Consider the following 25,112-nt stretch of genomic DNA (forward strand, 5'->3'; position numbering starts at 1 on the left):
GAAACTGGTACCAGGAGCCTGTTTATCCAGGTATCAGGACTACCTGGTAACAGGATGAGGGTTGTGCGAGAGTGTTCGCATGACCACCGCCGTCCGTCCCGATCTCCCGAGCGACGCAGCCGAACAGCAGCCGACCGCTCAGCAGAGCGACGCGGTCCGGCGGCGGGAACTGGCCGCGTTCCTGCGCAGCCGCCGCGAGCGGATCACCCCGGACCAGGTCGGCCTGCCCCCGGCCGGCCGCCGCCGCACGCCGGGCCTGCGCCGCGAGGAGGTCGCGCAGCTCGCCGGGGTCGGGGTCACCTGGTACACCTGGCTCGAACAGGGCCGCGACATCAACGCGTCCGAGCAGGTCCTGGAGGCGATCGCCACCACGCTGCGCCTGGACCGGCACGAGCGCGCGCACCTGTTCACGCTCGCCGGTGCGCCCGAACCGGTGATGGCGAAGGAATGCCGCTCGGTCACGCCCGCGGTGCACGCGATGCTGCGCAAACTGGAGCCGTTCCCCGCGGTGGTGAAGAACGGGCGCTGCGACATCCTCGCCTACAACCGCGGCTACGACTGGCTGATGGGCGGCATCGAGCAGATCCCGTTCGAGGAGCGCAACACCCTGCTGCAGGCGCTGCTCAACCCGTCCTGGCGCGAGCGGCTGGTCGACTGGGAAGAGAACATGCCGCGGGTGGTCAGCGCGTTCCGCGCCGCGATGGCCGAGCACATCGCCGAACCGAGCTGGAAGTCGCTGGTGAAACGGCTGCGCGCGGAGTCCCCGCTGTTCGAGAAGCTGTGGAACCAGCACGACGTGACCAACAACCGCGTGGTGACCAAGCGGTTCCTGCACCCCGAGGCGGGGCTGCTGCAGTTCGACTTCACCTACCTGTGGCTGGGCCGCCGGTCCGAGATCCACGTGACCAGCTACCTCCCGGACCCCGAGACCGCGGCCAAGCTCCCCGTTTTCTGACCCACCCGGAGTAATGCCGGTGTCGTAACGCAACAGCCGCTTTACGACCGACGCGCGACGGCCCCCGGGTGACGTAACTTCACTTGCGTGATCCGTGCCGTGCGTCAGTACCTGCCCAGCCTGGGCGACGTGCTGCTGACCGTCCTGCCGCTCGGGTTCGTCCTCGGCGTGACCTCCGGCGCGAACCGCTGGCAGCACGACGCGCCCCGGCTGGACACGCTCGGCTACCTGTGGCTCATCGCCTGCGCGCTGCCGTTGCTGGTGGCCCGCCGGTTCCCGCTCTCCGCGTTCGCGGTGACCGGCGTGCTGACCGTCGCGTACTACGCGGTCTACGACACCGGCGGCCCCGCGGCCGTGCTGCCGACCATCGCGCTGTTCCTGCTGACCCGGGACCGCGGCCCGCTGATCGCCGGGATCGCCGGGACCCTGGCGATCGGGATCGGCTTCTACGGCGTGCACCTGGCCACCGGCGGGACCCTCGTCACCGACGCGCGCGCCGCGCTCCCGATCGCCTGGATCGCGGCGGTGGTCGGCATCGGCACCGCGGTGCGCAACCGGATCGCCGCGAACCGGGCCGCCCGCGAGCAGGCCGTCGAACACCAGGAACGGATGGCCGAACAGGAACGCCTGCGGATCGCGCGCGAGGTGCACGACGTGGTCGCGCACAGCCTCGCCATGATCAACGTCCAGGCCGGGGTCGCCGCGCACGTCGCCGACCGGCGGCCCGAACAGGCCAAGGAGGCGCTGCGGAACATCAAGGAGGCCAGCGCCGCCGCGCTCACCGACCTGCGGGCCACCCTGGCGGTGCTGCGCGGTCAGGACCACGCGCCCGCGCCGAGCCTGGACCAGATGGCCGAGCTGCTGGAGCACACCCGCACCGCGGGGCTGACCGTCCGCGTGCACGGTTCGCCCGGGAACCTCCCGGCGCCGACCGACGCGGCGGCCTACCGGATCCTGCAGGAATCGCTGACCAACGTCGTCCGGCACGCCAACCAGCCGAAGCACGTCGATGTCCACTTCGGACGCGACGGCGGCAGCCTCGAGCTGGTGGTGCGCGACGACGGCATGGGGGCGACCGAACCGAAGATCGGCAACGGCCTGCGCGGCATGCGCGAACGGGCCGAGGCACTGGGCGGCCGGGTGCGGGCGACGGCCGTCGAAGGTGGGTTCGAGGTCCGCGCCGAACTCCCGATCCAGGAGGAACACCGGTGACCATCCGCGTAGTGCTCGCCGACGACCAGGCGCTCGTGCGCGCCGGATTCCGCGTGCTGCTGGAGACCGAGGACGGGTTCGAGGTCTGCGGCGAGGCCAGCGACGGGGGCCAGGCCGTGGCGCTCGCCGAGGAGTACAAGCCCGATGTCGTGGTGATGGACATCCGGATGCCCGGCGTGGACGGCCTGGAAGCCACCCGGCGGATCACCCGGAACCCGGAGCTGGGCGGGGTCAAGATCCTGGTGCTGACCACGTTCGACGTGGACGAGTACGTCTACGACGCGCTGCGCGCCGGGGCCAGCGGGTTCCTGCTCAAGGACACCGACCCGCCGGAACTGCTGCGCGCGCTGCGTGTGGTGGCCTCCGGCGAGGCGCTGCTCGCGCCCACGGTGACTCGGAGACTCATCTCCGAATTCGTCGGCCGCCCGGAGAACCGGCGCATCGACACCGGGGCGATCCGGCAGATCACCGAACGCGAACGCGAGGTCCTCGCGCTCGTGGCGGGCGGGCTGTCCAACGACGAGATCGCCGCGCAGCTGGTCATCTCCGCGGCGACCGCGCGCACGCACGTCAGCCGGATCATGACCAAGATCGGCGCCCGCGACCGGGCCCAGCTGGTCGTGCTGGCCTACGAATCCGGCCTGGTCACCCCGCGCGGCGGGAACTAGGGTCTGCGGCCCAGCTGGAGGACCAGCCGGACCAGGAACACGACGGCCAAGGCGACGACGAAGGCGATTTCCAGCAGCATGCGGCTCCTTCCTTCTGCGCAGCCGATGCTCCGTCGGGAGGACGTGCCGCCGGGGGAGGTGCGTGGTCCGACACGGCCGACTTCACCCACAAGGGTGGCCGCCGTCCATCCGGAAGGGGGACGGGTCGTTATCGGGGATCCCCGCCCGGTGCCGGTGACGTGCGACTATTCTCGGCGCGTGCGTCGAGCGTTGATTACCGGTATCACCGGTCAGGACGGCCAGTACCTCGCGGAACTCCTGCACAGCAAGAACTACGAGGTGTTCGGTCTCATCAAGGGGCAGAACAATCCCCGCATCGACCTGATCCGGACCGAGTTCCCGTTCGTGGAACTCGTCTCCGCCGATCTGCAGGACCTGTCCAGCCTGGTCGCCGCGCTGGAACAGGTGCAGCCGGACGAGGTCTACAACCTGGGCGCCATCTCGTTCGTGGCGCTGAGCTTCAAACAGGCCGAACTGACCGCGAACGTCACCGGGCTCGGCGTGCTGCGCCTGCTGGAGGCGATCCGCATGGTCGGCGGCAGTTCCGGCAACAGGATCCGGTTCTACCAGGCGTCCAGCTCGGAGATGTTCGGCAAGGTCCGGGAGTCGCCGCAGACCGAATCGACGCCGTTCTACCCGCGTTCGCCGTACGGCTGCGCGAAGGTCTTCGGGCACGACATCACGGTCAACTACCGGGACAGCTACGGCCTGTTCGCCTGCTCCGGGATCCTGTTCAACCACGAGAGCCCGCGCCGCGGCATCGAATTCGTCACCCGCAAGGTGACCAACGCGGTGGCCCGGATCAAACTCGGCCTGCAGGAGACGCTCGCGCTGGGCAACCTCGACCCGCGCCGCGACTGGGGCTTCGCCGGGGACTACGTGCAGGCGATGTGGCAGATGCTGCAGCAGGACGAACCGGGCGACTACGTGGTCGCGACCGGGCACACGCACAGCGTGCGCGACTTCGTCGACGCCGCGTTCCGGCACGTGGGCCTGGACGACTGGGAACGGTTCGTGCTCCAGGATCCCCGGTTCTTTCGCCCCGCCGAGGTCGACGTGCTGGTCGGCGACGCCACCAAGGCGCGCACCGAACTCGGCTGGAAACCCCAGGTCGACTTCGAGTCCCTGGTGGCCATGATGGTCGACCACGACCTGAACCTCGAAGCCGGAAAGGCTGGAATAGAACTCCCGTGATCTCCTACGCCCAGAACGCGGAGGACGTGGTCCTGGCCCGGGTGTTCCACGGCCAGGAGACCGGTCGCTATGTCGACATCGGTGCGGGTTACCCGGTCGAGGACTCGGTGACCAAGCACTTCCACGACCGCGGCTGGCGGGGGATCAACATCGAACCCGAGCCGACGCTCGCGCGGCGGCTGCGCCGGGAACGGCCGGACGACGTGAACCTGGCGGTCGCCGTCGGGGCGAAACCGGGGAAGACCGCGCTGCACGTGGTCGACGGCCAGTGGGGCCGGGCGACCCTCGACGACGGCCTGGCCGAGAAGTACCGCCGGGACTGGCCGGTGCACGAGGTCGAGGTCGACGTGGTGACGCTCGCCGACCTCCTCGACGAGCACCCCGGTCCGGTCGACTTCCTGAAGATCGACGTCGAGGGCGCCGAGCGGGACGTGATCGAGGGCGCCGACTGGACCCGGCACCGCCCCCGGGTCGTCGTGGTCGAGGCGACCGAACCCGGTTCGCCCACCCCCGCGCACGCGGAGTGGGAGCCGATCCTCACCGCGGCCGGGTACCGCTGCGCGCTGTTCGACGGGCTCAACCGGTTCTACGCCCAGGCCGGCGACGAGGAGGCGCTGGCCCGGCTGGCCGCGCCCGCGAACGTGTTCGACGAGTACGAGCGCTACGACCTCGCCCGCCTCCGCACGGAACTGCGGACCGAGCGGTCGGCCGAGGCCGGGTACATCCGCCGCCTGGAAGGGCTGCTGGAGCAAGCCCACGAGGGCAGCGCGGAACGCGACGCGTACGTCCGGAAGGTGGAGGAGACCCTGGCGCAGACCCAGCGCGACGCCGCCCGGGCGCGTCGCTACGCGGCGGCGCTGGAAAACCGCGTCGCCGAGCTGGAAGCGCAGCTGACTCAGCGGAACGCGTGAACGATCGCGGTGTAGATCTCGGATTCGCCGAGTTCCAGCGGCCGCACGTCCGGGCCCAGGACCACCTCGACCTTCCGGAAACCCGCCGCCTCGCACCAGCCGATCAGGCATTTCATGCTCGGCACCCACCAGTTCGTGGGGTCGCCGTTGAACCCGTCGAACGGGAAGAAATGCGCCAGTTCTCGGTCTTCGAACCCGGCGATCCGGATCCCGTGTGTGGAGATCACCGCGAGGTCCCCGGTCACCGAGTACAGCCGCCGCAGCGCGCCGACCGGATCGGCCAGGTGGTAGAGGACGCCCGCGAACAGCACCACGTCGAACAACCCGAGTGAGCCCAGGTCGTCCTGGGCGAAGTCCAGCACGGCTTCGGTGACCTTGCTGCCCCGCAGCCTGCGCGCGGTGTCGAAGCCCGCCTTCCCCGGCAGGGTGTCCGGCCGCCAGGCTTCGGCGACGGTGTTCGCGTCCGGAACCCGCTCGCCGCGTTCCCGGAGCTCGTGGGCGAGGGCGTAGTACTTCGGGAAGTCGATCGACCACGAGTAATGGTCGAGCGCGACCACCCGCGCGGCGCCGGCGTCCTCGGCGGCGAAGGAGTACTGGCCGTCCCAGGCGCCGATGTCCAGCACGCTGCGCCCGGTCAGGTCCGGCACCCGCCACATCGCCCATTCCTTCTGGGCGCTGAACTCCGCGCTCTTCGTACCGGGCGTCACCACGCCGTCGCCCACGTCGATCGAGTGGAACCAGTACGGGACGGCGTCGACCGCCGCCTGGCGTTCTTCCTTGCTGAGAGAGGTCATCCCCGCGCTTCCTTGAGTGGTAGGTGCTTGAGCTGGTCCAGCCGCCGCGCCATCACGGCGCCGACCGCCTCGGGGCTGCTGACCGCCCGGACGGCCGCGGCCCCGCGGGCGCCCAGTTCGCGCCGCCGCCGCTCGCTTCCCGCCAGCCAGCGCAACCAGCGCGCGGCGAGCGGCACATCGGGCTCCGCCCAGAGCTGCCCGGGGCTGTACCAGTCGCCGAATCCGGCGGCGAGCGCGAGCCGGTGGTCCTGTTCGACGATCGGGCGGATCTTGTAGCCCACCACGGCCGCCGCGCCCGGGGGCATGAAGTCGACGTTGCCGCCGTAGCCGGTCGCGATCACCGGTTTCCCCATGGCCATCGCCTCGGCCATGCCGAGCCCGAAACCCTCCGAGCGGTGCAGCGACATGTACACGTCGCAGGTGGCGAGGAGGCAGTCCATGTCCTCCCGGGACATCTCCTCCTCCAGCAGCGTGCCGTGCACGCCCGCCACCGCCGAAGCGAGATGCGCGGACAGCTCGGGGAACCGGTGCAGGTCGTTGGCCTTGATCACCAGATGCGCCGTGGTGCCCCACTCCTCCGGCCGGAACGCCCGCCGGAACGCCTCGATCACCGCCCACGGGTTCTTCCGGGCGTCGCTGGAGGACGCGCTGAACGTGAACAGCACGATCAGGCCGTCTTCGGCGAACCCGAACCGGGCGCGGTCGCCCGCGATCTCCCGGTCCTGGGGCACCACGCTCGGGATCACCGTGATCGGCATGTCGGTGGCCGTGCGGCAGGCTTCGGCGACATAGGACGAGAGCACCCACAGCTCGTCGATCCGGGGCAGTTGCACCAGGGCGTGCTCGGGCATCGCGGGCAGTTCCCACGCCCACAGCGCGATCGTGTACCGGTCCAGCGAATCCTCACGAATGAGCTGGAACTCGTTGACGTTGACCAGCCACAGGTCGACCGGGAACTCCTTGCCCCGCCGCAGGCCGGTGAGGGTTTCCGAAAGCGGCAGCGAGCGGTTCGGGGCCCGGGTGTTGAACTCGGTGTAGGTCATCTCGACGCCGGTCGCGGCCAGCGCGTGGATGTGCCGCCGGGCCGATTCGGAGAGTCCGGTGGTCGCGCGCGCGTCGGCGAACACGTTCACGCCCCACCGGGGTTCCGCGCGCGCCGGTGCGGGCGGGGTGTCCCGGGCGGACTCCAGCACTTCGAGGTAGGCGTCCGCGGCCACCGGCCAGGCGAGGTGCTCGCGCGCGTACTCGCGGGCCTGCCGACCGGCCGCGCGCAGGTCCTCCGGCCAGGACACCGCGCGTTCGAGCAGGCCGTACAGCTGCTCGGCCTCCTGCGCCGGATCGGTCGACACCGGCCAGCAGAACGCGCGGTCGTAGTGCCGGTGCTGCGGGAGATCGCTGGTGATCACCGGGCGGCCCGCGGCGAACGCGCGCATCATCACCGCGCTCGTCTCCCCGGCGGTGGGCCAGCGCAGGTTGATCACCGCGTCGGTGGCGGTGATCAGGTCCTCGAACTCCCGCTTGTCCGGGGAGAGCGCGATGTGCACCGAACCGTCGGCGCCGGTTCCGGTGATGGTCCGCCGGATCTCGGCGAGGACGTCGTCGGCTTCGCCGTGGCCCGCGATCACCAGCCGGGCCTGCGGCCACCGGCGGCGGACCTCCGCGAACGCCAGCACCGCGACGGTCACCCGCTTGATCCGCGCCAGGCTGCCGAACACGCCGAACACCACGTTCTCGTCGTCCCAGCCCAGGCGGGCCCGGATCGCCGCGCGATCGGCGTCGTCCCGGATCGGGGCGCCCGAGGGGACGGTGTGCACCGGCGTGCCCGGGTACCGCGCGCGCAGGAAGTCCGCCGAATGCGGATCGTGCACGAGCACCGCCCGGCTGGCCGTGACCAGCCGCCGTTCCATGGTCAGCGTGGCGCGGTCCAGCGTCGGCACGCCGTCCACCTCGATCGCGGGCCAGCCCTCGATCAGCCCGGGATCGTGCGGATCACCCCAGACGGGACCGTGCGCGAACCGGACCTCCTCCCGGAACTCGGGTGCGGAACGGCTGCCGAAGTACCCCGAGTAGAAGTCCAGCAGGGAGGTGTCGTGCAGCACCACCACCCCGGGCACGGCCAGCGCCCGCCGGTAGATCCACGCGTGGGCGCTCGCGTGGTTGCCCATGTGGTACAGGTGCAGCGTGTCGTCGCCGAAGACGGCGTCCGGATCGGCGACCCGGCCCCCCGCCGGGGTCAGCGCGGTGCCCGCCCGATCGTTCACCGCGGTGATCTCGGTGCGGCCGGACAGCGCCTCCAGGAGTTCGAAGCTGTAGTCGGCGATACCGCTGCGCTGGGGTGGCAGCGGCGTCCACATCGCGGAGCGCATTAGCGCCACGCGATCAGCCGGTAGCGGCCGCCCGGTTCCCCGGTGCGGACCGCCACGTTCGCGAAACCCGCCGCCTCGGCGAGGAAACGCAGGAAGGCCGGATGCACCGGGCGCCGGGCGAACGGGTCGAGGTGGAAGTCGTCGCCCGCCTCCGGCGTCTCGACCAGCAGCACCCCGCCGGGCTGCAGCGCGGCGGCCGCGGCGTCGACCATCCGGGCCAGGGCCGCCGGGTCGAGGCGCTCGGCGTACCGGAACGCGGTGACCGCGCCGAGGGAACGCCGCGGGGTTCCGGCGAGCGCGTCGAGCGGTTCGGCGTCCTCGATCGTCAGGCCGAGATCGGCGGAATGCCTGCGTACCAAGGAATTCACCGACGCGGCCCGGTGGGGGACCGCGGCGGTGCGCAGGACCTCGAGCCATTCACCGCGGCCGGGGGCCAGATCGAGCACCGGGCCCGTGGCGCCCTTCTCCCGGGCTTCGGTCACCACCGGGAGGCAGGTCGCCCGGTCGGCGCGCACGCGGTCGGCGGGCCCGTCGAGCAGTTCGGACACCGCCAGCTCGAGGAAGGAATCCCGGTCCGCCACGGTGTTCGCGGTTTCCGCCGCGGTCTTGCCCGCGCGCAGTTCGTCGAGGAAGACGTCCAGCTGCGCGTGCCGGGAGCGGACGTCCCGCGCCGCCGAGTTCAGCGTGGCCAGCTGTTCCTCGGCGGCCTTGAGGCGCTGCTGCGATTCGTCGGATTTCTCCGCCGCCTCGGTGAGTTGCAGCCGCAGGTCGCTCAGCTGGGACTGCAGGCGGCCGATCGCGGCGTACAACCGCTGGTTGAGCCCGGCCGTGAGGTTCTGGTCGCTCTGCTTGAGCAGCGCCACCTCGTGCGCGAGCTGGGGGTGGGTGACCAGATCACCCCGTTCGGCGATCCGGTCCAGCCCGGTCTGCTGGGTGCGCCGCGCCTCCTCCAGCCCCTCGAGCGCCTCGCGTACCGCGAGATTGGTCTCGACCTGCCATTTGAGGTGGCGGCGCCAGAGGAAACGCAGCGCCAGCCGGCCGAGCACGTCGGTCCGCCGGAGCGGCAGGTGCAGCTCGTAGTGCTCGGCGAGCCGGGACAATGCGTGCGCCACGCGTGTTTCAGACATTACTTCTTCCGTCGAGTCAGCGATGAGATCCCCGGAAATCGGGGGGAGTCTACCGGGAACGCCCTCGGGTAATCGCGCACTCGCCGGAACATCGATTCTTCCTCATCGGGAAAGGCTTTGGAGAATGGTGTCCAGCGCGGGCGGATTGATCGCGCCGACGTTGCCCCGGACCAGGGAACGTTCGGCCACTTCGAGCACCACCACGTTGCTTCCGGCGAACATTTGCCCCGCCGCCTTTCCTTGATCTTCGGCGACGGTGGCGTGGTGCAGAACCGTCATGTTCCGGAATGCGGCGGTGAGATACGGGAGGGTGCGGATGGTGAAGGAGTCGCCGAGCAGGCCCACGCTCAGCCCGTAGGTTCCCGGACCGGAAGCGGTGTCCAGCCGCAGCGGGGTGGAGAAGTCCGAGGGCATCGGGCGGGTCTGGTCCCGGTTGCCGTCCGGCATCAGCTCGTAGTGGCGGCCGGTGGTCTGCCCGGACCGGCCGATCAGCGGCGGCAGATCGGCCGGGACCTTCCAGTTCGCGCCGGGTTCGACCCGCCAGGTCGCGCTGATCCCGGCGCGCAGTTTCTCGGCCACCGCACGGGTCGCGGTCACCGCGCCCTCGTCGGACCAGTGCGCGTCCAGCGGCCCGTAGACCGGCGCGCCGTTCCGGACACCCCAGTCACGCAGCTGGGCGCGCAGGTCGAGCATGTAGTCCTCACCGGCGACCCGGTTCCAGAACTCGGTGACCGTCTTCTGGTGGCAGTCCTTGCCGACGTAGTCGTCGGGCAGGTGCTCGGGCACCATCGTCGCCTTGTCCGGGGCGACCACCACCACGAACTTCCGCCCGGACGCCTCCACCCCGTCCCGGAGCCGCCGCAGGCTGGCCAGCGTGGTGTCCAGCGGCTGGTTCGGCGCGCAGTGGCTGGCCACCTCGTCGCCCAGGTACAGCCACCCGTCCTTGCCCTCGATCGCGGTGGGGTAGTGCTTGGGGACGGTGTCGACCGGAGGCGACTGGATCGGGCCCTGCTGCCCGCCGGTGCGGCCGAGTGCGGGCGGTTCGCCGAACAGGCCCCGGCTCATCCCGTCCGCGGCGTGGATCGCCTGCTCCCGGAAGACCAGGTGATCGGTGGCCCACTGGGAAAGCCCGGTGAAGAACCCCCAGCCCTGGCCGAGGCTGGGGAACGGGGTCAGGGCGTGGTTCTCGAACTCGGTGGGGCGGGCCCCGAGGGAGAACGAGAGCAGCGGCGTCGCGAAGAAGATCGCGGCGCACACCAGCGCGAAGGTCTGGCGGCGCGCGTGCCGGGGCCGGTGCAGCGCGTGCTCGCGCGGCAGCCACGCCTCGTGCACGGGCGGGAGCGGGGTCTGCCGGTCGCCGACGGTCATCTGTCTTCGGGACTTTCGAGTCGCTCGAGTCGTCGTTCGATCGCGTCCAGGCGCCGGGCCTGGGTTTCGGCCTGCCGATCGGACCGGTGCTGCACCCGGCGGATCGCCTCCCGCGTGCCGTCGGTCAGCCTCCCGAGGATCCGGCGCTGGTGGGTGTCGTAGTGGTCGAGCGCGCGGCGGATCACCCGGCGCAGGGCCGGGGCGAGCGGGACCCGCGACGGGCTGTGCGGATCGGGCTCCCAGTGCAGCGCCTCGCGGGCCCGGTCCAGCGGCGCGAGGGGATCGTCCCCGGGCGGCCCGTCGCCGCCGCGGGCGCGCCAGGTCTCGTAGGCGCCGCGGAGTGCATCGCGCATCCAGGCCGCGGCCGCGTCCAGGGACCGGGTGCGCAGCACGTGCTCGCGGGCCGCCGCCCCGCGCCGGCGCGCTTCCGCCGGGTCGTCGGCCACCTCGCGCAGGGCGCGGGCCGCCGCGTCCAGATCGGGTTCGGCCCAGACGGCTTCCTGCTGGTAGGGCACCCAGCCGGGGCCGACCTCGGTCATCGTGTACGGGATCGGCCAGCCGCAGTCCGCGGTGAAGAACTCGGTGGTGCTGGAGTAGTCCGTCGCGATCACCGCGAGGCCGCGGACCATGGCCTCGGCGACGGTCAGCCCGAACCCCTCGCTGCGGTGCAGGGACACGTACGCGTCGCTGGTCTCGTACAGGGCCGCGAGCTCGTCGACGCCGAGGTACCGGTCGAGCAGTTCGATCCGCGGATCGTCGCCGATGGCGCGGCGCAGCCGTTCCGCGGCCGCGGTGTGCAGGTGCCCGTTGGTGGCCTTGATCGTCAGGCGCACGTCGTCCCGGCCGGGGAACGCGCGCCGGAACGCGGTGACCACGCCCCACGGGTTCTTGCGCCCGCCGGTCGAGTTGAAGTCGAAGGCGAACAGGAACCGCGCGGGCGCCCCGGGTTCCCGCGGCGGGCGGGTGACCGGGCCGGGGTCGAGCACCGGCACCGGGATCACCTTGACCGGCACCGGGGAATGCGCGGCGATCGACCGGCGGGCGAACTCGCTGACCGTCCACACCTCGTCGACGTGGGCGAACCCGGCGTGCATGGTCTCCGGGAACTCCTCGAGCTCCCAGGCCCACAGGCCGATCCGGTACCGGTGGTGGCCGACCTCGGGATGGCTGTTCAGCAGCAGTGCGGTGTAGTCGGAGTTGACCGCGAGGACGCTCACCGGGAAACGCGGCCGCCCGGCCGTGTCCGGGTGGTCCAGGGCGGTGCGCACGGTCTTCGTCAGCGAGTGCTCCTCGACCACGGAGACCACCGGCACGCCCGATTCCCGCACCACGCGGTGCACGATCCGGCCCATCTCGCCGAGTCCGAGTTCGGCGGTCAGGTAACCGGCCACGTTCACCCCGAACTCGTCGACCGGATCGTCCACCGGGGCCGGATCGCGGGGCAGCGCCCACTCCGGGAGCAGGCCCTCCTCGGTGCCGTGGGCCGTGCACCACTGGCGGAATCCGGCCGACCCCACCGGGTCGCCGAACACGGCCTGCAGGTCGATCCGGGCCGCCCAGACCGCCATGATCAGCCGGTTCAGCCCGGCGGCCGCCTCGACCGGCGAAGCCGGGGAGGCCAGCCACTGCCGGAACGCCAGGCCGCGGTCCTCGCCGAACGGATGCGGCGGCGCCTTCTCGACGGTCCGGCCGAGCGGATCCGGTTCGACCTCGGCGCGTTCGACCTTGCGCCAGGCGGCGTGGAACAGCCGCCGCATCTCCCGGGTGAGCGCCGAACCGTCCGGCAGGCGGTCGAACCGGTAGCGGACGTCCTTCCGGTAGCCCGCCCGGACGACCTTGTCCCGGTGGGCGTCGGCGAGTTCGCGCAGCCGGGCGTCCGCGGACAGCAGGACCCGCGGTTTGCTCGAGCAGGTCCCGCTGAGCAGCCACGGGGTCTCCGGGTCGTAGCCGGTGAAGTGCAGGAGCCGGACGTTGCCGAGGCCGCGTTCGTGCAGGTTCCAGTACGCGACGCCGAGCCCGGGGTCGCGGACCACGGTGTGCCGGAACAGCCCCGGCACCAGGTCGAACACGGGCCGTTCCGGCCGCGGCGGCACCGGTTCGGGCTGCTTGCGCCGGGCCCGTTCGGCCCAGAAGTCGAGGAATCCCCGGGCGCCCTGCCCGGCCGCGAGGAAACCGGGGTCGAAGACGCCCGGCGCCTCGGCGGGATCCCGGCCGTCGTCCGGCAACGGGGCCAGCAGGGCGGGCGTGAGCACCAGGTCGTGCTCCGCGGCGAGCGCGGTGACCTCGGACAGCGGCGCGAAGACCTCGGTTTCCGGATCGAGGAGGACGGCCACCTCGAACCGGTCGAGCAGTTGCCGCAGCACCAGCGGCCGGACCGCCTCGATCAGGTCGTCCGCGCCGTAACAGGTGGCCAGCCGCAGGTAGGCGTCCGGATCGAGGTCGAGCCAGTCGTACCCGGCGATCCGGTACCCGTCGCCGGTTTCGTCTGTCCCGTCCACGACGAGGACCACGAACTCCTGGCCGGGATGGTGTTCCAGGTAGGTCTCGGCCAGGACCCGGGCGGCGGGGAGCCGGTCCCGGGCGACGACGGTGGCTGCCCCGGTCGCCATCTCAGCGCCTGCCCCGAGAACTCGCTCCGCGATCACGTCGACAGGGCGCTCCTTGGCGAGCCGCGCTCGGCGCTGCTGCTGGGCACCCTGCCGCCGCGCTAGCGGGGCCTTCGGCCGGGCGAGTTCCCCGGTGCATTTTCGCAGTTCACTCCGGTTTCAGACGTCATCGTCAGCTGTTGTCGGCGGGCAATGCCTGCAGCTGCGCGGCGAGGATCTCGTCGAACACCCGGCTGATCTCGGTGAGGTCGTTGCCCTCGACGTGCAGCCGCACGATGGTGTTCTTGTGGGCGTAGTGCGCCCGGATGAGCGCCTTGCCGCCCTCGACCTTGTTCAGCTGGGTCACCTTGACGCCCGGCGGCGTGGCCCCGGAGTAGTACTGCAGGCCGTACTTGATCTGCAGCTCGACCAGCTTGTCCCGGGCGATGGTCGCGGCGTTCGGCGAGGACGACTCCGAGGTGAGGACGACCGCGCTGATGCTCGAGGGCAGGTTCGACACGGCGAGCCGGGACTTCTCCGCGCCCGCGGTCGTGTAGGCGGCGTTCTCGTCGTCGGTCAGCACCTTGCGGGCGGTCACCTCGGAGAACTGCGGGAAGTCGGTGACCTCGGCGACCGTGCCGGGCAGCTTGGCGATCTCCAGGTTGTCCTTGGGCTTGGCCGAGCTGGCCGGCGGCTGGTTGCTCTGGCTCGCCGTGGGCGGCGTGGTGTCGTCCGACTTGTTGGAGAACAGGAAGAACGCGCCGACGCCCAGACCGGCGAGCACGACCACGGCGACGACGATCGCGATGATCTTCTTCTTCGAGCCGGACGGCTCGCCGAAGACCTCGGGCCCCTGGCCGACCCACTCGTGGCTGCTCGACGGCGCGATCGGCGGGAAGTCACCGCCACCCCACGGCGGGCTGGCGTCGGCGCTCGGCGAGTTCCAGACGGGCTGCTGTTGCCGTGGCTGCTGCTGGGCGGGGAAGCCGCCGGAGGGCGAGGCCGGACCGCCGGGGTACCCGCCGGCCACCTGCTGCGGCGGCACGCCCGGGACGACCTGCGTCCGGTCCGCGTCGCCCTGGCCGGGCTGGGCCGTCTGCCAGCTGGGCCGCACGGCCTGGGTGCGCTCGCCGCTGGTGTCGGCGTTCCCGACGATCTGCGTGCTGTCGGCGGACGGTCCCGGTGCGGGCGGCTGCTGCTGCGGCGGCCCGCTCACCGGCGCGATGATCTGCGTGCTGTCCGCGTTCCCGGTGCCCTGCTGGGGCTGTTGGTTCTGGGGGTCGGCGTTGACGGCCGAGGACAGCACGTTGTCCCGCCGAACCCGGTAATCGTCGGCTGAGATCTGCCCGGCGGCCAGCTCCTGGTCCAACCGGCGAAGTTCCTCCTGCCAGGACAAACCTGGCCCCCTTCCCTCAAAGTGCGCCCGAGCCCCGCAGACTCACGCACATTGTGCACTCAGGGCGTTTCGCCCCGGCTGCCGAGGGTCGATTCGTAACCAGCGCGCGGGCTCACCCCGGGGGAAGCACCGCCCGCATGGCCTTGACCACCTCGTCCTGCCGCGAAGCCAGGGTCGATTTGTCCTGGTCGAGCGGTTGTCCGAAGGCCACGCTCACGACCTTGTCCCCGGACGCGTACCAGGTCGCCTTGACCCGGGTCTTGGTGTCGGACCCGGTCGCCGTGGTGACGTCGGAATCGACCTTGGTGAAGCCGCTGGCGAGCGTGCCCCGGTACAGGTACTCGGCCACCGACTTGGCGTTGGCCGGGCTGCCGGTCGGCACCACCAGGACCAGGTAGCTGCTGCCGTTCACCGCGGACCCGCGGAAGATGACCTCGGTCGCGCCGTTGCGGGCGAAGGCGTCGGCGTACTGCTGGGGGTAGAGCCCGAGTTCGCGGCCCCGCGCGATGGACATCGTCGAGTTGTTCGGGTTCTGCACCCCGGGCAACGCGGGCAGGCGTTCCTCCAGCGGCGCGTCCGCCGGGGCGGACGGGGCCGGGGGCTGGGCCTGCGGGCTCGACGCCGGATCGCCGGCGCGGGTGGAGTTGTACCACCAGGCGCCGCCGATGATCAGCGCGAGCACCAGGAGCACCCCGAGCGAGAGGAACAGCCACGTCGGTTTCGTGCGGTTGGCCCGCATGGCGGGGAACGGATCGTCGACCGGATAGGGCTGCGTGCTCGGCGTCGCGGGCACGGGCGCGGGCGCGGGTGGCGGAACCGGCGGCGGCGCGGGCGGGCGGACCGCGGGCCGGATGACCGTCGGCGCCTCGGCCAGGCGCGGGTGCTCCATCGAATCGGTGGTGCGGCTGTCCGCGGGACTCGGCGCGGTGGTCGGCTTGTCGGTGGAGAGCAGGGCCGCCGACGACGGCTTCGCGGGTTTGGGCGGTTCCGGCGCGGGCGGGGGTGTGCTCGGGTTCGCGCTCTGCCAGCCGGGCCGGTCGGTGCGGGCCAGCGGGGAGGCGACCGGGGAGGGCGCGGCGCCGCCGGAAGCCGAGGCGAGCAACTCGTCCCGCAGCTTGCGGTGCTGGTGCTGGGTGATCTTGCCGCCGGCCAGCTCGGTGTCCAGACGGCGCAGTTCTTCCTGCCAACTCATCTGGTCGCTCCTCGTCGGTCTCTCCCGGGACCCTCGACGCCCCTCGGCGGTAACCGTAGCGCTTTCGAGTGAAAGTCGTCCGGGCATCCGGACATCTCACCTGGGGGAACCGGGCGATTCACTGCGTAGAGTGGAGGCATGTCGTGGTTTGGTCGAGACAGGACCCGGCCGGTGTCCGCCGAGGACGCGCTCCCGGGTCGCAGCGAGCCACTGGCGGCGCCCGAGACGCACGCGGTGCATCCGGATCGCCGCATCCAACCGCCGTTCCCGGACGGCCTGCGCACGGCGGTGTTCGGCCTCGGCTGCTTCTGGGGCGCCGAGCGGCTGTTCTGGATGACGCCGGGGGTGTACTCGACGGCGGTGGGTTATGCGGGCGGCTACACCCCGAACCCGACGTATGAGGAGGTCTGCTCGGGCCTGACCGGGCACACCGAAGCCGTGCTGGTCGTCTACGACCCGGCGCGGGTTTCCTACGAGACGCTGCTCAAGGTGTTCTGGGAGGGCCACGACCCGACCCAGGGCATGCGCCAGGGCAACGACGTCGGCACCCAGTACCGCTCGGCGGTGTACTACGCCGACGACACCCAGCGCGCCGAAGCGGAAACCTCCCGGGAAACGTTCGCGGCCGCCCTGCGCGCCGCGGGCCACGGCGACATCACCACCGAGATCGCGCCGCTGCGGGAGTTCTACTACGCGGAGGACTACCACCAGCAGTACCTGTACAAGGTGCCGAACGGCTACTGCGGCCTCGGCGGCACCGGCGTGAGCTGCCCGGTCGGCCTGAACGTGAAGGGTGAGCGGTGAACGGGACATCCGAGCGGCTGAGCGAGTTCCGCGCGCCGCGTATGACCAAGTTGGAGCGGGCTCGGTGGGATGCCGACGACTCGGGTCGTTTGGTGCGGATGCTCCGCGAGGAACGCGGGCTCACGCGGTCACAGCTTGCCGAGGCGGCTGGGGTGCCGCACGTGGAGGTCGTGCGGTTCGAGGCGGGCGCGACGATTCCGTCCGAGCCGATGCTGATCCGTCTCACCCGTGCCCTGGGGTATCACGCCTGAGTACAAGGAACTGCCCGATCGGGTTGAGCGGGAAAGGTGAGTAGTAGGGTCCCCTTGTGCGCGGAAGGTAACCGCTGACCTCCGTCTCGTGACCGCGAGGCGTGGCAGGTCAGCACATTCAGGGGGAGTTCGTGGTCACCGACACCGTTGCGGACGGCCCGGTCACACGTGTCCGGGCGAAGCCGATCTTTCGTTGGTTCGCCCGGGAGGGGCCGCTCGTCGTCTTCGCCGGGCTGGCGCTTTCGGCGATCTTCAACTGGCCGATCGTCCGGCATCCCAAGTCCACGGTGCTGGGCGGGATCGGTGATCCGAACCTGCAGGCCTGGGAACTGGCGTGGCAGCACCACTTCCTCACCGCGGGCGGGGATTTCTGGTCCGCCAACATGTTCTACCCGGCGAAGGACACCTTCGCGTTCACCGATTCGCTGCTCGGCTACTTCCCGCTCGCCCTGTTCGGCGACGGGCAGTACGCCGCGATCCTGCGCTACAACATCGCCTACCTGCTGGCGTTCGCGCTCGCCTTCGTCGGGTGTTACCTGCTGGCCCGGCAACTGGGCGGCACCTGGCAGGCGGCGGCGCTGGCCGGGGTCGTGTTCGCGTGGGCGCCGTGGCGGCTCGCCCACAACAGCCACCTCAACGTCCTCTCGGTGGGCGGGATCGCGCTGGCCCTGTTCGCGCTGGCGCGGGGGCACGGCTACTCGTTCCGGTCCGGTCTGCGCCCCGAGCGCGCGCGGCCGTGGTGGGCGTTCGCCGGGTGGCTGCTCGCCGCCTGGCAGGTCTGTCTCGGCTTCGCCGTCGGCATCCCGTTCGTCTACGTGATGGGCCTGGTCGGCCTGGTGATCGCGGTGGTGAACGGGGTGCGACGGCGGCAGCTCGGTCGCCGGGTGAACCTCGCCAACGGCGCCGGGATGGTGGTCTTCCTCGGCGTCACGTACCTCCTGACGATCCCCTACCGCCGGGTCGTCGAGACCTACCACTTCGGACGCTCGGCGCACGAGGTGGAGGTGATGTCGCCGCCGCCGCAGGGGCTGCTGACCGCGCACGGGCAGAGCTGGCTGTGGCAGGGCACGGTGTTCGACGATCTGACCCGGATACCGGAACCCGCGGCGGGGGAGAAGCTGCTGTTCCCCGGGCTCGTGGTCCTCGTGCTGGCGCTGGCCGGTCTGGTGGTGAGCGCCTGGCCGGTGCGGGTGCGGATCGGTCTCGCCGCCGGGGCGGCCGTGGCGACGGTCCTCGCGCTCGGCACGAACTTCTTCGGCGGCGGGTTCACCTACCTCCTGCTGTGGAACAACCTCCCGGGCTGGGAGGCCCTCCGCACGCCCGGGCGCCTGATCCTCTGGACGATCCTGCTGCTCGCCCTGCTGGCGGCGGGCGCGGTCACCCGGCTTTCGCAGGTGCTGGCCGAACGGGGCGTCCGGAAACGGCTCGCCGCGTTCGTCCTCGTCCTGCCCGTGCTCGGCGCCCTGCTCGAAGGCGTCCCCGACCAGAGCCACGCCACGCCCCCGGGCATTCCGCCGGGGCTGCGCCAGGTGTTCGCGCAGACCCGCGATCCGATCCTCATCCTCCCCATCGACACCTTCGGCGAGTTCAACTACCTGCTGTGGTCCACCGAGGGTTTCCCGCGGATCGCCAACGGCAACTCCGGGAACTTCCCGCCGCAGTACGAGGAAATCGTCGCGGCCTCCCAGTCCTTCCCGGACGCGCACAGCATCGCGGTGCTCGAGAAGTACGGCATCCGCAAGGTCGCGGTGCTGAAGGTCGCCGCGGCATCCAGCCCGTACGCGGAGGTCCTCCGGCGCCCGGTCGACCGGCAACGCCTCACCAGGGACGAATCCGCCGACGTCGTGGTGTTCACCCTCACCTGACTCCACGCGCGCTTCCGGTTTCGCGTACGGCACACAGCGCCGAACGGCGTAACCGCTAGCATCGCCGCGTGTTCGAGTACCACGGATGGGTGGCGATCTCCGAAACCCCGGGCCTGGACGGCGACGACGCGTTGCTGAACCGCGCGGTCAAACGGGTCCGGCGCCAGCTGAACGACATCGGCGGCGACCACCTCCTCGACCTGCGCTGGATGAACGGCGTCCCGCACGTGCACCTCGCGGGCTCGCCGATCCGGCGCGGGAGCTGGGGCGAGGAGATCGTGGAGCTGTTCAACCAGATCGCTCGCCTCGCCCCCGGCTCCTACGGGCTGCTGTACGTCCGTGACGACGACGATCCGTTCCAGGGCAACGAGTTCCAGGTCTACCGGATGGCCCGCGGCCAGGTGACCCGGCACGCCGACCCGTTCCTCTCCCCGGTGGTGCCGACCGTCGAGGACGGTTACCCCGACGATTAGCGCGGTGAGAACAGGAATTCGCGGAAAATAGTCGGTGACCGCCGGTGCGGAAAGGGCAAGCGGGTTAAAACGCTATCGCGTTCGCGACGGTCAGCGGATTGGCGACGTGCGGGCAGTGGCCACCGTCGATCTCGATCGGCTCGACACCGAGGCGTTCGGTGGCGCTGCGCCGCATCCAGTCCGGGCGCAGGGTGCGGTCGTGGCGGGGCAGCACGAAGGTCGACGGGGCCACGGCCGGCACGAGCGCCGGGGCCTCGGTGTAGGCGGCGGCCGGGTAGAACTTCCGCAGGGAGGCCAGCCCGCGGCGCAGCGCGTCCAGATCGCCGTCGTGGAACAGGAAGTAGGCGGCGATCGCCGGGTCCTCGGTCGGCGACCGGGGCAGTGACGTCCACTCGGGATTGAACATCTCCGCCTGCGAGGTCCGGATCTCCTCGGCGAGGCTGCGCCCGTCCACCGGATCGGGCACGTAGGCCGCGAGCCACACCAGCCGGCTCGCGCGCAGCGCGGACGCGACCGCGGGCAGCAGCAGGCCGCTCGCCGAATGCGCCACGACCACCGGGTCCACCAGCCGGTCGCCGACCTGTTCGGCCGCGATCTCCGCGTAGTCCGAGATGCTCAGGCCGGGCTGGTCGACGGGGAAGTCGACCAGCCCGACCCGGTGACCGCGTCCGGTCAGCACCTCGGCCAGCGGGGCCCACCCCTCCGGGGACTGCGTAGTCCCGTGCAAGAGCGCGTAGTCCATGCCAGGAGGCTAGAACTGCACGTCGTCGCAGGAGTAGAACGCGTTGCCGGTGTCCGCGATGTCCCAGACCGCGAGGATCAGGTGCCGGCCGCTCTTCCCGGCGGGCAGCGTGCCGCTGTGCTTGACGGTGTTCGGCGGGCGCTGCCCGTTGAACGGGACGGTCAGGAACGGCGTGGCCTCGAGCTGGGCCCGGGTCAGCGGGGCGGCCGGGTTCCAGCCGTCGCGGGTGACGAAGTAGCGGAACGACGTGGTGGCGTGCGCCGCGGTCAGGGTCCAGGTGAACTCGAACCGCGCGCCGCTGGTCAGGCTCTTCGCGGGCCAGGTGCCGCCCCGCGGATCGTCCAGCTGCTTGAACTGGGACAGCCCGGCCGAACAGATCTTGCCGTCCGCGGGACCTCGTGCGGGGAAGCCCTTGGGGCCTTCGACGCTCTGCGGCTCCCACTGGATGGGACCGCAGTTCTTCACCGCGCCGGTCTTGCAGTGGTAGGACCGGCTCGGCGGGTTGGCGGTGTACCCGTGGCCGGTGGCGGTGCCGGTGCAGACGAACGGCAGGACGAGCCCAGCGATCATGGCCGCGACAAGGCGCTTGCGCATGGGAAAATTCCTCTCGAAGCAGGGCAGCAGGGTGTTACAAAGTCTGTTCTCCCCGCGCAACTGGTTCAGACCACCGACCGGCCCAACCCGCCCGCGAAGAACCTTCACCAGAACGGCCGCTCCACTGCGCCATCCGGCCCAGCACATATAACGATCCGGAATGCCGAAAAAGAAAAGGGGCCCGCGGGCCCCTGGAAGACGAGAGCGGACGACGGGACTCGAACCCGCGACCCTCACCTTGGCAAGGTGATGCGCTACCAACTGCGCTACGTCCGCATTTGACCGGCGAACCGGTGCGGCGCACAGTCTATACCGACGCGGTTGGCGGTTTCGCACCCACCCAGAAGGAGGGAAGATGGTTACTCCGGGCGTACAGGGGGTGACGCCAACCGCTCAGCTCCGTATGGTGTCCCCATTCAACCGAAAGGGTTAGTCCCGCGGGGAGGAGGTGCCTGGCCGGATGACCGAGCAGGGGACGGTACTGCCGCGCGTGGTGCCGGGGTCCGATGAGCAGGTGCTCCTGAAACGCCTTCGCGCGGGCGAGGACGCCGCGTTCGGGGAGCTTTTCGAACTGCACGCGGCGGCCGTGCGGCGGCTCGCGCTGGGGCTGGCCAACGACAGATCCGAGGCGGAGGACATCACCGCCGAGACCTTCTTCCGGGTGCTCCAGGCGTTGCGGCGCGGCGCGGGTCCGAAGGACCACGTGCGCGCCTACCTGCTGACCGTCGCCCGGCGCGTGTCCTGGGAGTGGCACGGGGCCAAACGGGACGTCCCGGTCACCGACGACGAGCTGACCCACCGGGCCGGTGCGGGCGCGGACACGCACGCGCGCAGCGCCGAGCACAGCCTGATCGCCCGCGCGTTCACCAGCCTGCCGGAGCGCTGGCGCACGGTCCTGTGGCAGACCGAGGTCGAGGGCGAGCAGCCCGCGGTGGTCGCGCCGCATTTCGGCCTGAGCGCGAACGCGACCGCGGCGCTGGCGCGGCGGGCCCGGCTGGGCCTGCGGGCGGCCTACCTGCAGGCGCACCTCGCGGTGAACCGCACCTCGGAGACCGGGTGCCGCACGGTCATGGAGAAGCTCGGCGGCTACACCGCGGGCAGCGTCACCGGGGCGGAGGCGCGGCGGATCCGCGCGCACCTGCTCGGGTGCGCCTCGTGCCGGTCGATGCACGCGGAACTGCGCGACGTGTGCTCGTCGCTGCGAGCCCACGCGGGTGTCCTGGTGCTCCTGGTCCCCGCGTCCGGCTTGGCGTTGAGCGGCGCGGGATCGTCCGGCGTCGGCAGTGGCCTGGCCGCGACGCTCAAGGGCCTGCTGGTCGGTTCCAAGATGAAGGTCGGCGTGGCGCTGGCCTCCACCGCGGCGGCGGGCGCGTTCGGCATGGCGGTCGGCCCGGCGATGATCGATCCCGATTCGGCGCACACGATCGGGCTGCCCGGCCAGGGCAACGGCGTCGAGCTGCGGATCGCGCTGCCGCAGCAGCCGCCACCGCTGCCGCCGGTCACCCAGCCGGTCGGCGCCGATCACAACATCATCTGGTTCCCGGGCGGCCAGCGCGAGCACGGCCGCCCGAACGCGGGACCGGCCGCCGTGCCGCAGGCTCCGGCGGCCCAGGCGCCCGCCGAACCCGGTCGCGCTGAGCAGTTGCCGGGCACGCACGAACGGAGCAGCACGCCGAAGGAGCCGGACAAGCCGGGCGGGACGAGCCCGCGGATCGACACCAGCGGCCCGTCCGGCGGCGGCTCGACCGAACCCGAGCCGACCCCGCTGTCGAGCACGGACCCCCCGGACAGCTCCTCCAGCCGGTCGGACCTGCCCTCGACCGCCCCGACCCGGACGCCGACCACGCGCGCGGGCACCGCGGGCAGCACGAACGCGGAGAAGCCGACCAAGGCCAAGGTCAAGAAGACGAAGGTCACCCGGGTCAAGACCGCGCGGTACTCCTACACCCGGATCGAAGTGACGGAGTGCTCGTCGACGGAAACCACGACATCATCCGGATAGCGGATCCTCGCTTCCGTTCGGGGCTCGGATCTCGCACGCCCCGGCGCGCGCACGGTACCGTGACAGCGCTCAACGGACCGCGTGCGGCGCGCAGGAGGCAGTGATGAACCGGCTGGTGCAGGGCGACGACGGCCGGGAATGGGTCGTTCGCGCACAGCTGGAGTGGCGGCCACCGGCCACGGCCGACGACTTCGAGCACGATGTCGCGGGCAGCTACGCGCCCGGGGTGGCGATGGCGATCGTGGCCGCGGTGCTCGGGATCGTGCTGATCATCTGGATGCCCGACGACGTGCTGGTGCCCGCGTGGGTGCCGCTCGCGCTCCTGCTGATCGCGTTGTTCTTCCCGCTGCGCTGGGTGCTGCGGCGGCCGTGGACGGTCGTCGCGGAGACCGACGGCGACGTCGGCGGCGAGCGGCCCTCGGAGCGCTGGGTGGGCACCATCCGCGGCCTGTTCGCGGTGCGCGGCGAGGTCAACAACATCATCCGAACCATTCAGAAGCACTCCCTGCCGGACTTCGACGGTCCGCTGCATCCGGTGGAATAGTGGCGGTATGCCGGAGTTGCCCGAGGTCGAAGCCCTGGCTCACCACCTGCGTGAGCACGCCGTCGGCAAGACGGTGTTCCGGGTCGACGTCGCCTCGATGACCGTGCTGAAGACGGTGACCCCGGCGTGGACCGAACACCACGGCCGCGAGGTGACCGGCGCCGCGCGGTACGGCAAGCACCTCGCCCTGGAATGCGGCGACCTGCACCTGGTGACGCATCTGGCCCGCGCGGGCTGGCTGCGCTGGTCGGATTCGCTGGCCCCGGCGCCGCCGAAACCCGGTAAGGGACCGATCGCGTTGCGGGTCCATCTTGAGTCCGCGGCAGGTTCCGGCTTCGACCTCACCGAGGCCGGGACCAAGAAGGGCCTCGCGGTGTGGATCGTGCGCGATCCGGCGGAGGTGCCGAGCATCGCGCGGCTCGGCCCGGACGCGCTGTCGGTGGACCGGGCGCGCCTCGCCGAACTGCTGGCCGGGCGGACCGACCGGTTGAAGACCGCGCTGACCGACCAGTCGCTGATCGCCGGGATCGGCAACGCCTACTCCGACGAGATCATGCACATGGCCAAGCTTTCCCCGTTCGCCACCACCGGCAAGCTGTCCGGCGAGGCGCTGGACCGGCTCGCCGAGGCGATGCGCGAGATCCTGACCGGCGCGGTGCACCGCTCGGTCGGCCAGGAGGCGGCGCGGCTGAAGGGGGAGAAGCGCTCGGGGCTGCGGGTGCACGCCCGCACCGGGCTGCCGTGCCCGGTGTGCGGGGACACCGTGCGCGAGGTGTCCTTCGCGGACAAGTCCTTCCAGTACTGCGCCACCTGCCAGACCGGCGGCAAGCCGCTGGCCGACCGGCGCCTCTCCCGCCTGCTCAAGTAGGTCAGGAGCACAACCCGGCCTCGAGCAACGGGGTCGGCACGGCCTGCCACGGCAACCGGCCCGCCTGGTCGGCGGCGAGGTCGAACTGGGTCAGCACGAACACGAGCTGCCGCGACCCGTCCTCGGTGGTGAACGACATGCTGGTGTAGCCGGGGCCGCCGCCGGTGTTGCCCCAGATCGTCCGCTCGCCGGACGGGCAGTCCACCGAACCCCGCTCCACCCCGAGCGCGTAGTGCCCGCCCGGCGCCAGTTCCTTCAGCAGCCGCTGCTGCTCGGGCTCGAGCAGGTCGCCCTCGAACAGCGCCCGGTGGAACGCGGCCAGATCGTCCACTGTGGACACCATGGCCCCGGCCGTCCAGTCGTAGGAGGGGCTGAACACCGACATGTCGCGCAGGCCGAAGTCGTAACCGTGCAGGTGCGGGCCGCGGATGTGCGGGTCGGTCAGCGGGAAGTACGTGTCCTTCAGCCCGAGCGGGCGCAGGATCCGCGCGGAGATCTCGTCCCGCACGTCGTTGCCGGTCACCCGCTCGATGATCTTGCCGAGCAGCAGGTAGCCGGTGTTGGTGTAGCCCGGCTTGTCGTCCGGCGGGTCGAGCAGCGACTGCCGGATCACCTCGTCCGGGGTGTACACGTACCCCCAGTTCTCGTCCTTCAGGTACGGGTCGAAGAAGTGCGGGTCGCGCGGATCGTGGATCCCGCTGGTGTGGTTGAGCAACTGCCGGACGGTGATCTTCGAAGCGTCGTAGCCTTCGCCGCGCACGGTGCCGGGCAGCCACCGCTCGACGGAGTCCGCCAGGGACAACTCCCCCTCGCCGACCAGTTGCAACAGCACCGTCGCGACGAAGGCCTTGGTGTTGCTGGCGATCCGGAACCGCTGGCCGGGCCGCACCGGTTCCCCCGTGCGCAGCTCCGCCACCCCCGCGGTCGCGTACCGGACCCGTTCCCCTGCGCGCAGGTAGGCCAGCCCGCCCGGGAACCCCGCCTGGACGAGCCGGTCGAGCGCGCCCCCGAGCGGGTCCTGCTCGCCGGCCGCCGCGGCGGGCGCCGCGATCGTCCCCAGCAGCCCCGCCATCGCCACCCCGGCCACGACCTTGCGGCACCCGCGCATCTTTCTCCCCTTCGGTTCCGGATCGTCCGGTCA

Annotated in this window: 22 protein-coding genes and 1 tRNA gene; 12 read left to right on the plus strand and 11 right to left on the minus strand. The window is 71.3% G+C overall.

The genetic code is table 11. The annotated features are described in order from the left end of the window. The first annotated feature begins 79 nt into the window (after window positions 1–79). From FXO23_RS02035 to FXO23_RS02055, 5 genes are all read left to right on the plus strand, one after another. Window positions 80–955 carry a helix-turn-helix transcriptional regulator gene (locus FXO23_RS02035; protein ID WP_158879934.1) on the plus strand — a complete coding sequence of 292 codons (876 nt, stop codon included), beginning with the start codon at window positions 80–82 and terminating at the stop codon, window positions 953–955. An 87-nt stretch (window positions 956–1,042) separates the two neighbouring features. After that, window positions 1,043–2,167 (plus strand): sensor histidine kinase, encoded by a 1,125-nt coding sequence (locus tag FXO23_RS02040; protein WP_246256826.1) that lies wholly within the window; start codon window positions 1,043–1,045, stop codon window positions 2,165–2,167. Continuing rightward, the gene (locus FXO23_RS02045) at window positions 2,164–2,835 is read left to right on the plus strand and encodes a response regulator (protein WP_158879937.1); all 672 of its coding nucleotides are present in this window, start codon (window positions 2,164–2,166) and stop codon (window positions 2,833–2,835) included. The genes FXO23_RS02040 and FXO23_RS02045 overlap by 4 nt, the downstream gene beginning before the upstream one ends. Window positions 2,836–3,093: 258 nt before the next feature. Next, window positions 3,094–4,089, plus strand: coding sequence for a GDP-mannose 4,6-dehydratase (gmd, locus tag FXO23_RS02050; RefSeq protein WP_179956651.1), 996 nt, complete (start codon window positions 3,094–3,096; stop codon window positions 4,087–4,089). After that, window positions 4,086–5,000, plus strand: a complete 915-nt coding sequence (locus tag FXO23_RS02055; RefSeq protein WP_158879940.1) for an FkbM family methyltransferase — start codon at window positions 4,086–4,088, stop codon at window positions 4,998–5,000. The genes gmd and FXO23_RS02055 overlap by 4 nt, the downstream gene beginning before the upstream one ends. On the opposite strand, the gene FXO23_RS02060 is transcribed toward FXO23_RS02055, so the two are convergent. The 7 genes from FXO23_RS02060 to FXO23_RS02090 all read right to left on the minus strand — a co-directional run bounded on the left by FXO23_RS02060 (window position 4,985) and on the right by FXO23_RS02090 (window position 15,828). Further along, window positions 4,985–5,794, minus strand: coding sequence for a DUF1698 domain-containing protein (locus FXO23_RS02060; protein WP_158879943.1), 810 nt, complete (start codon window positions 5,792–5,794; stop codon window positions 4,985–4,987). The genes FXO23_RS02055 and FXO23_RS02060 overlap by 16 nt on opposite strands. Further along, entirely contained in the window at window positions 5,791–8,160 is a 2,370-nt protein-coding gene (locus tag FXO23_RS02065) for a glycosyltransferase family 4 protein (RefSeq protein WP_158879946.1), read from the minus strand. The genes FXO23_RS02060 and FXO23_RS02065 overlap by 4 nt, the downstream gene beginning before the upstream one ends. Beyond that, window positions 8,160–9,287 (minus strand): methyltransferase domain-containing protein, encoded by a 1,128-nt coding sequence (locus FXO23_RS02070; RefSeq protein WP_158879949.1) that lies wholly within the window; start codon window positions 9,285–9,287, stop codon window positions 8,160–8,162. The genes FXO23_RS02065 and FXO23_RS02070 overlap by 1 nt, the downstream gene beginning before the upstream one ends. 102 nt (window positions 9,288–9,389) lie before the next feature. After that, window positions 9,390–10,655, minus strand: a complete 1,266-nt coding sequence (locus tag FXO23_RS02075) for an alginate O-acetyltransferase AlgX-related protein (RefSeq protein ID WP_158879952.1) — start codon at window positions 10,653–10,655, stop codon at window positions 9,390–9,392. After that, window positions 10,652–13,264, minus strand: coding sequence for a glycosyltransferase (locus tag FXO23_RS02080; protein WP_158879955.1), 2,613 nt, complete (start codon window positions 13,262–13,264; stop codon window positions 10,652–10,654). Before FXO23_RS02080 ends, FXO23_RS02075 begins: the two co-directional genes overlap by 4 nt. Before the next feature lie 169 nt (window positions 13,265–13,433). Next, a complete protein-coding gene (locus FXO23_RS02085) occupies window positions 13,434–14,636 on the minus strand; it encodes a hypothetical protein (RefSeq protein ID WP_246256828.1) in 1,203 nt (400 codons plus the stop codon). 112 nt (window positions 14,637–14,748) lie between these two features. After that, window positions 14,749–15,828, minus strand: coding sequence for a hypothetical protein (locus FXO23_RS02090; protein WP_158879958.1), 1,080 nt, complete (start codon window positions 15,826–15,828; stop codon window positions 14,749–14,751). Window positions 15,829–15,966: 138 nt separating this feature from the next. Here FXO23_RS02090 and msrA point away from each other — a divergent pair, with 138 nt between their 5' ends. From msrA to FXO23_RS02110, 4 genes are all read left to right on the plus strand, one after another. Continuing rightward, a complete protein-coding gene (msrA, locus tag FXO23_RS02095; protein ID WP_158879961.1) occupies window positions 15,967–16,632 on the plus strand; it encodes a peptide-methionine (S)-S-oxide reductase MsrA in 666 nt (221 codons plus the stop codon). Further along, entirely contained in the window at window positions 16,629–16,883 is a 255-nt protein-coding gene (locus FXO23_RS02100; RefSeq protein ID WP_218951874.1) for a helix-turn-helix domain-containing protein, read from the plus strand. Before msrA ends, FXO23_RS02100 begins: the two co-directional genes overlap by 4 nt. Before the next feature lie 131 nt (window positions 16,884–17,014). Then, window positions 17,015–18,748 carry a hypothetical protein gene (locus FXO23_RS02105; RefSeq protein ID WP_158879964.1) on the plus strand — a complete coding sequence of 578 codons (1,734 nt, stop codon included), beginning with the start codon at window positions 17,015–17,017 and terminating at the stop codon, window positions 18,746–18,748. Window positions 18,749–18,816: 68 nt separating this feature from the next. Next, the gene (locus FXO23_RS02110; protein WP_158879966.1) at window positions 18,817–19,221 is read left to right on the plus strand and encodes an Imm7 family immunity protein; all 405 of its coding nucleotides are present in this window, start codon (window positions 18,817–18,819) and stop codon (window positions 19,219–19,221) included. A 64-nt stretch (window positions 19,222–19,285) separates the two neighbouring features. On the opposite strand, the gene FXO23_RS02115 is transcribed toward FXO23_RS02110, so the two are convergent. The 3 genes from FXO23_RS02115 to FXO23_RS02125 form a co-directional block, all read right to left on the minus strand. Then, window positions 19,286–19,963 carry an alpha/beta fold hydrolase gene (locus FXO23_RS02115; RefSeq protein WP_158879969.1) on the minus strand — a complete coding sequence of 226 codons (678 nt, stop codon included), beginning with the start codon at window positions 19,961–19,963 and terminating at the stop codon, window positions 19,286–19,288. 9 nt (window positions 19,964–19,972) lie between these two features. After that, entirely contained in the window at window positions 19,973–20,557 is a 585-nt protein-coding gene (locus FXO23_RS02120) for a lytic polysaccharide monooxygenase auxiliary activity family 9 protein (RefSeq protein ID WP_158879972.1), read from the minus strand. A gap of 203 nt (window positions 20,558–20,760) precedes the next feature. Further along, window positions 20,761–20,833 (minus strand) — tRNA-Gly (locus tag FXO23_RS02125). A 184-nt stretch (window positions 20,834–21,017) separates the two neighbouring features. Between FXO23_RS02125 and FXO23_RS02130 the strand changes: the two genes are divergently transcribed. The 3 genes from FXO23_RS02130 to FXO23_RS02140 all read left to right on the plus strand — a co-directional run bounded on the left by FXO23_RS02130 (window position 21,018) and on the right by FXO23_RS02140 (window position 23,971). Beyond that, the gene (locus FXO23_RS02130) at window positions 21,018–22,559 is read left to right on the plus strand and encodes a zf-HC2 domain-containing protein (RefSeq protein ID WP_158879975.1); all 1,542 of its coding nucleotides are present in this window, start codon (window positions 21,018–21,020) and stop codon (window positions 22,557–22,559) included. A 103-nt stretch (window positions 22,560–22,662) separates the two neighbouring features. Continuing rightward, window positions 22,663–23,103 (plus strand): DUF983 domain-containing protein, encoded by a 441-nt coding sequence (locus FXO23_RS02135; RefSeq protein ID WP_158879977.1) that lies wholly within the window; start codon window positions 22,663–22,665, stop codon window positions 23,101–23,103. Between the two features lie 7 nt (window positions 23,104–23,110). Beyond that, window positions 23,111–23,971 carry a DNA-formamidopyrimidine glycosylase family protein gene (locus FXO23_RS02140; RefSeq protein WP_158879980.1) on the plus strand — a complete coding sequence of 287 codons (861 nt, stop codon included), beginning with the start codon at window positions 23,111–23,113 and terminating at the stop codon, window positions 23,969–23,971. 1 nt (window position 23,972) lies between these two features. On the opposite strand, the gene FXO23_RS02145 is transcribed toward FXO23_RS02140, so the two are convergent. Next, entirely contained in the window at window positions 23,973–25,079 is a 1,107-nt protein-coding gene (locus tag FXO23_RS02145) for a serine hydrolase domain-containing protein (RefSeq protein WP_158879983.1), read from the minus strand. Between the last annotated feature and the right edge of the window lie 33 nt (window positions 25,080–25,112).

This window comes from Amycolatopsis anabasis (assembly GCF_009765355.1).
GTDB lineage: Bacteria > Actinomycetota > Actinomycetes > Mycobacteriales > Pseudonocardiaceae > Amycolatopsis > Amycolatopsis anabasis.

Excerpts from the sequence above, each read along its gene's own strand:
- FXO23_RS02035 (WP_158879934.1), top strand. The coding sequence starts at position 80 with ATGACCACCGCCGTCCGTCCCGATCTCCCGAGCGACGCAGCCGAACAG.
- FXO23_RS02060 (WP_158879943.1), bottom strand. The coding sequence starts at position 5,794 with ATGACCTCTCTCAGCAAGGAAGAACGCCAGGCGGCGGTCGACGCCGTC.
- FXO23_RS02065 (WP_158879946.1), bottom strand. The coding sequence starts at position 8,160 with ATGCGCTCCGCGATGTGGACGCCGCTGCCACCCCAGCGCAGCGGTATC.
- FXO23_RS02070 (WP_158879949.1), bottom strand. The coding sequence starts at position 9,287 with ATGTCTGAAACACGCGTGGCGCACGCATTGTCCCGGCTCGCCGAGCAC.
- FXO23_RS02075 (WP_158879952.1), bottom strand. The coding sequence starts at position 10,655 with ATGACCGTCGGCGACCGGCAGACCCCGCTCCCGCCCGTGCACGAGGCG.
- FXO23_RS02080 (WP_158879955.1), bottom strand. The coding sequence starts at position 13,264 with ATGGCGACCGGGGCAGCCACCGTCGTCGCCCGGGACCGGCTCCCCGCC.
- FXO23_RS02090 (WP_158879958.1), bottom strand. The coding sequence starts at position 15,828 with ATGAGTTGGCAGGAAGAACTGCGCCGTCTGGACACCGAGCTGGCCGGC.
- msrA (WP_158879961.1), top strand. The coding sequence starts at position 15,967 with ATGTCGTGGTTTGGTCGAGACAGGACCCGGCCGGTGTCCGCCGAGGAC.
- FXO23_RS02115 (WP_158879969.1), bottom strand. The coding sequence starts at position 19,963 with ATGGACTACGCGCTCTTGCACGGGACTACGCAGTCCCCGGAGGGGTGG.
- FXO23_RS02120 (WP_158879972.1), bottom strand. The coding sequence starts at position 20,557 with ATGCGCAAGCGCCTTGTCGCGGCCATGATCGCTGGGCTCGTCCTGCCG.
- FXO23_RS02130 (WP_158879975.1), top strand. The coding sequence starts at position 21,018 with ATGACCGAGCAGGGGACGGTACTGCCGCGCGTGGTGCCGGGGTCCGAT.
- FXO23_RS02135 (WP_158879977.1), top strand. The coding sequence starts at position 22,663 with ATGAACCGGCTGGTGCAGGGCGACGACGGCCGGGAATGGGTCGTTCGC.
- FXO23_RS02140 (WP_158879980.1), top strand. The coding sequence starts at position 23,111 with ATGCCGGAGTTGCCCGAGGTCGAAGCCCTGGCTCACCACCTGCGTGAG.
- FXO23_RS02145 (WP_158879983.1), bottom strand. The coding sequence starts at position 25,079 with ATGCGCGGGTGCCGCAAGGTCGTGGCCGGGGTGGCGATGGCGGGGCTG.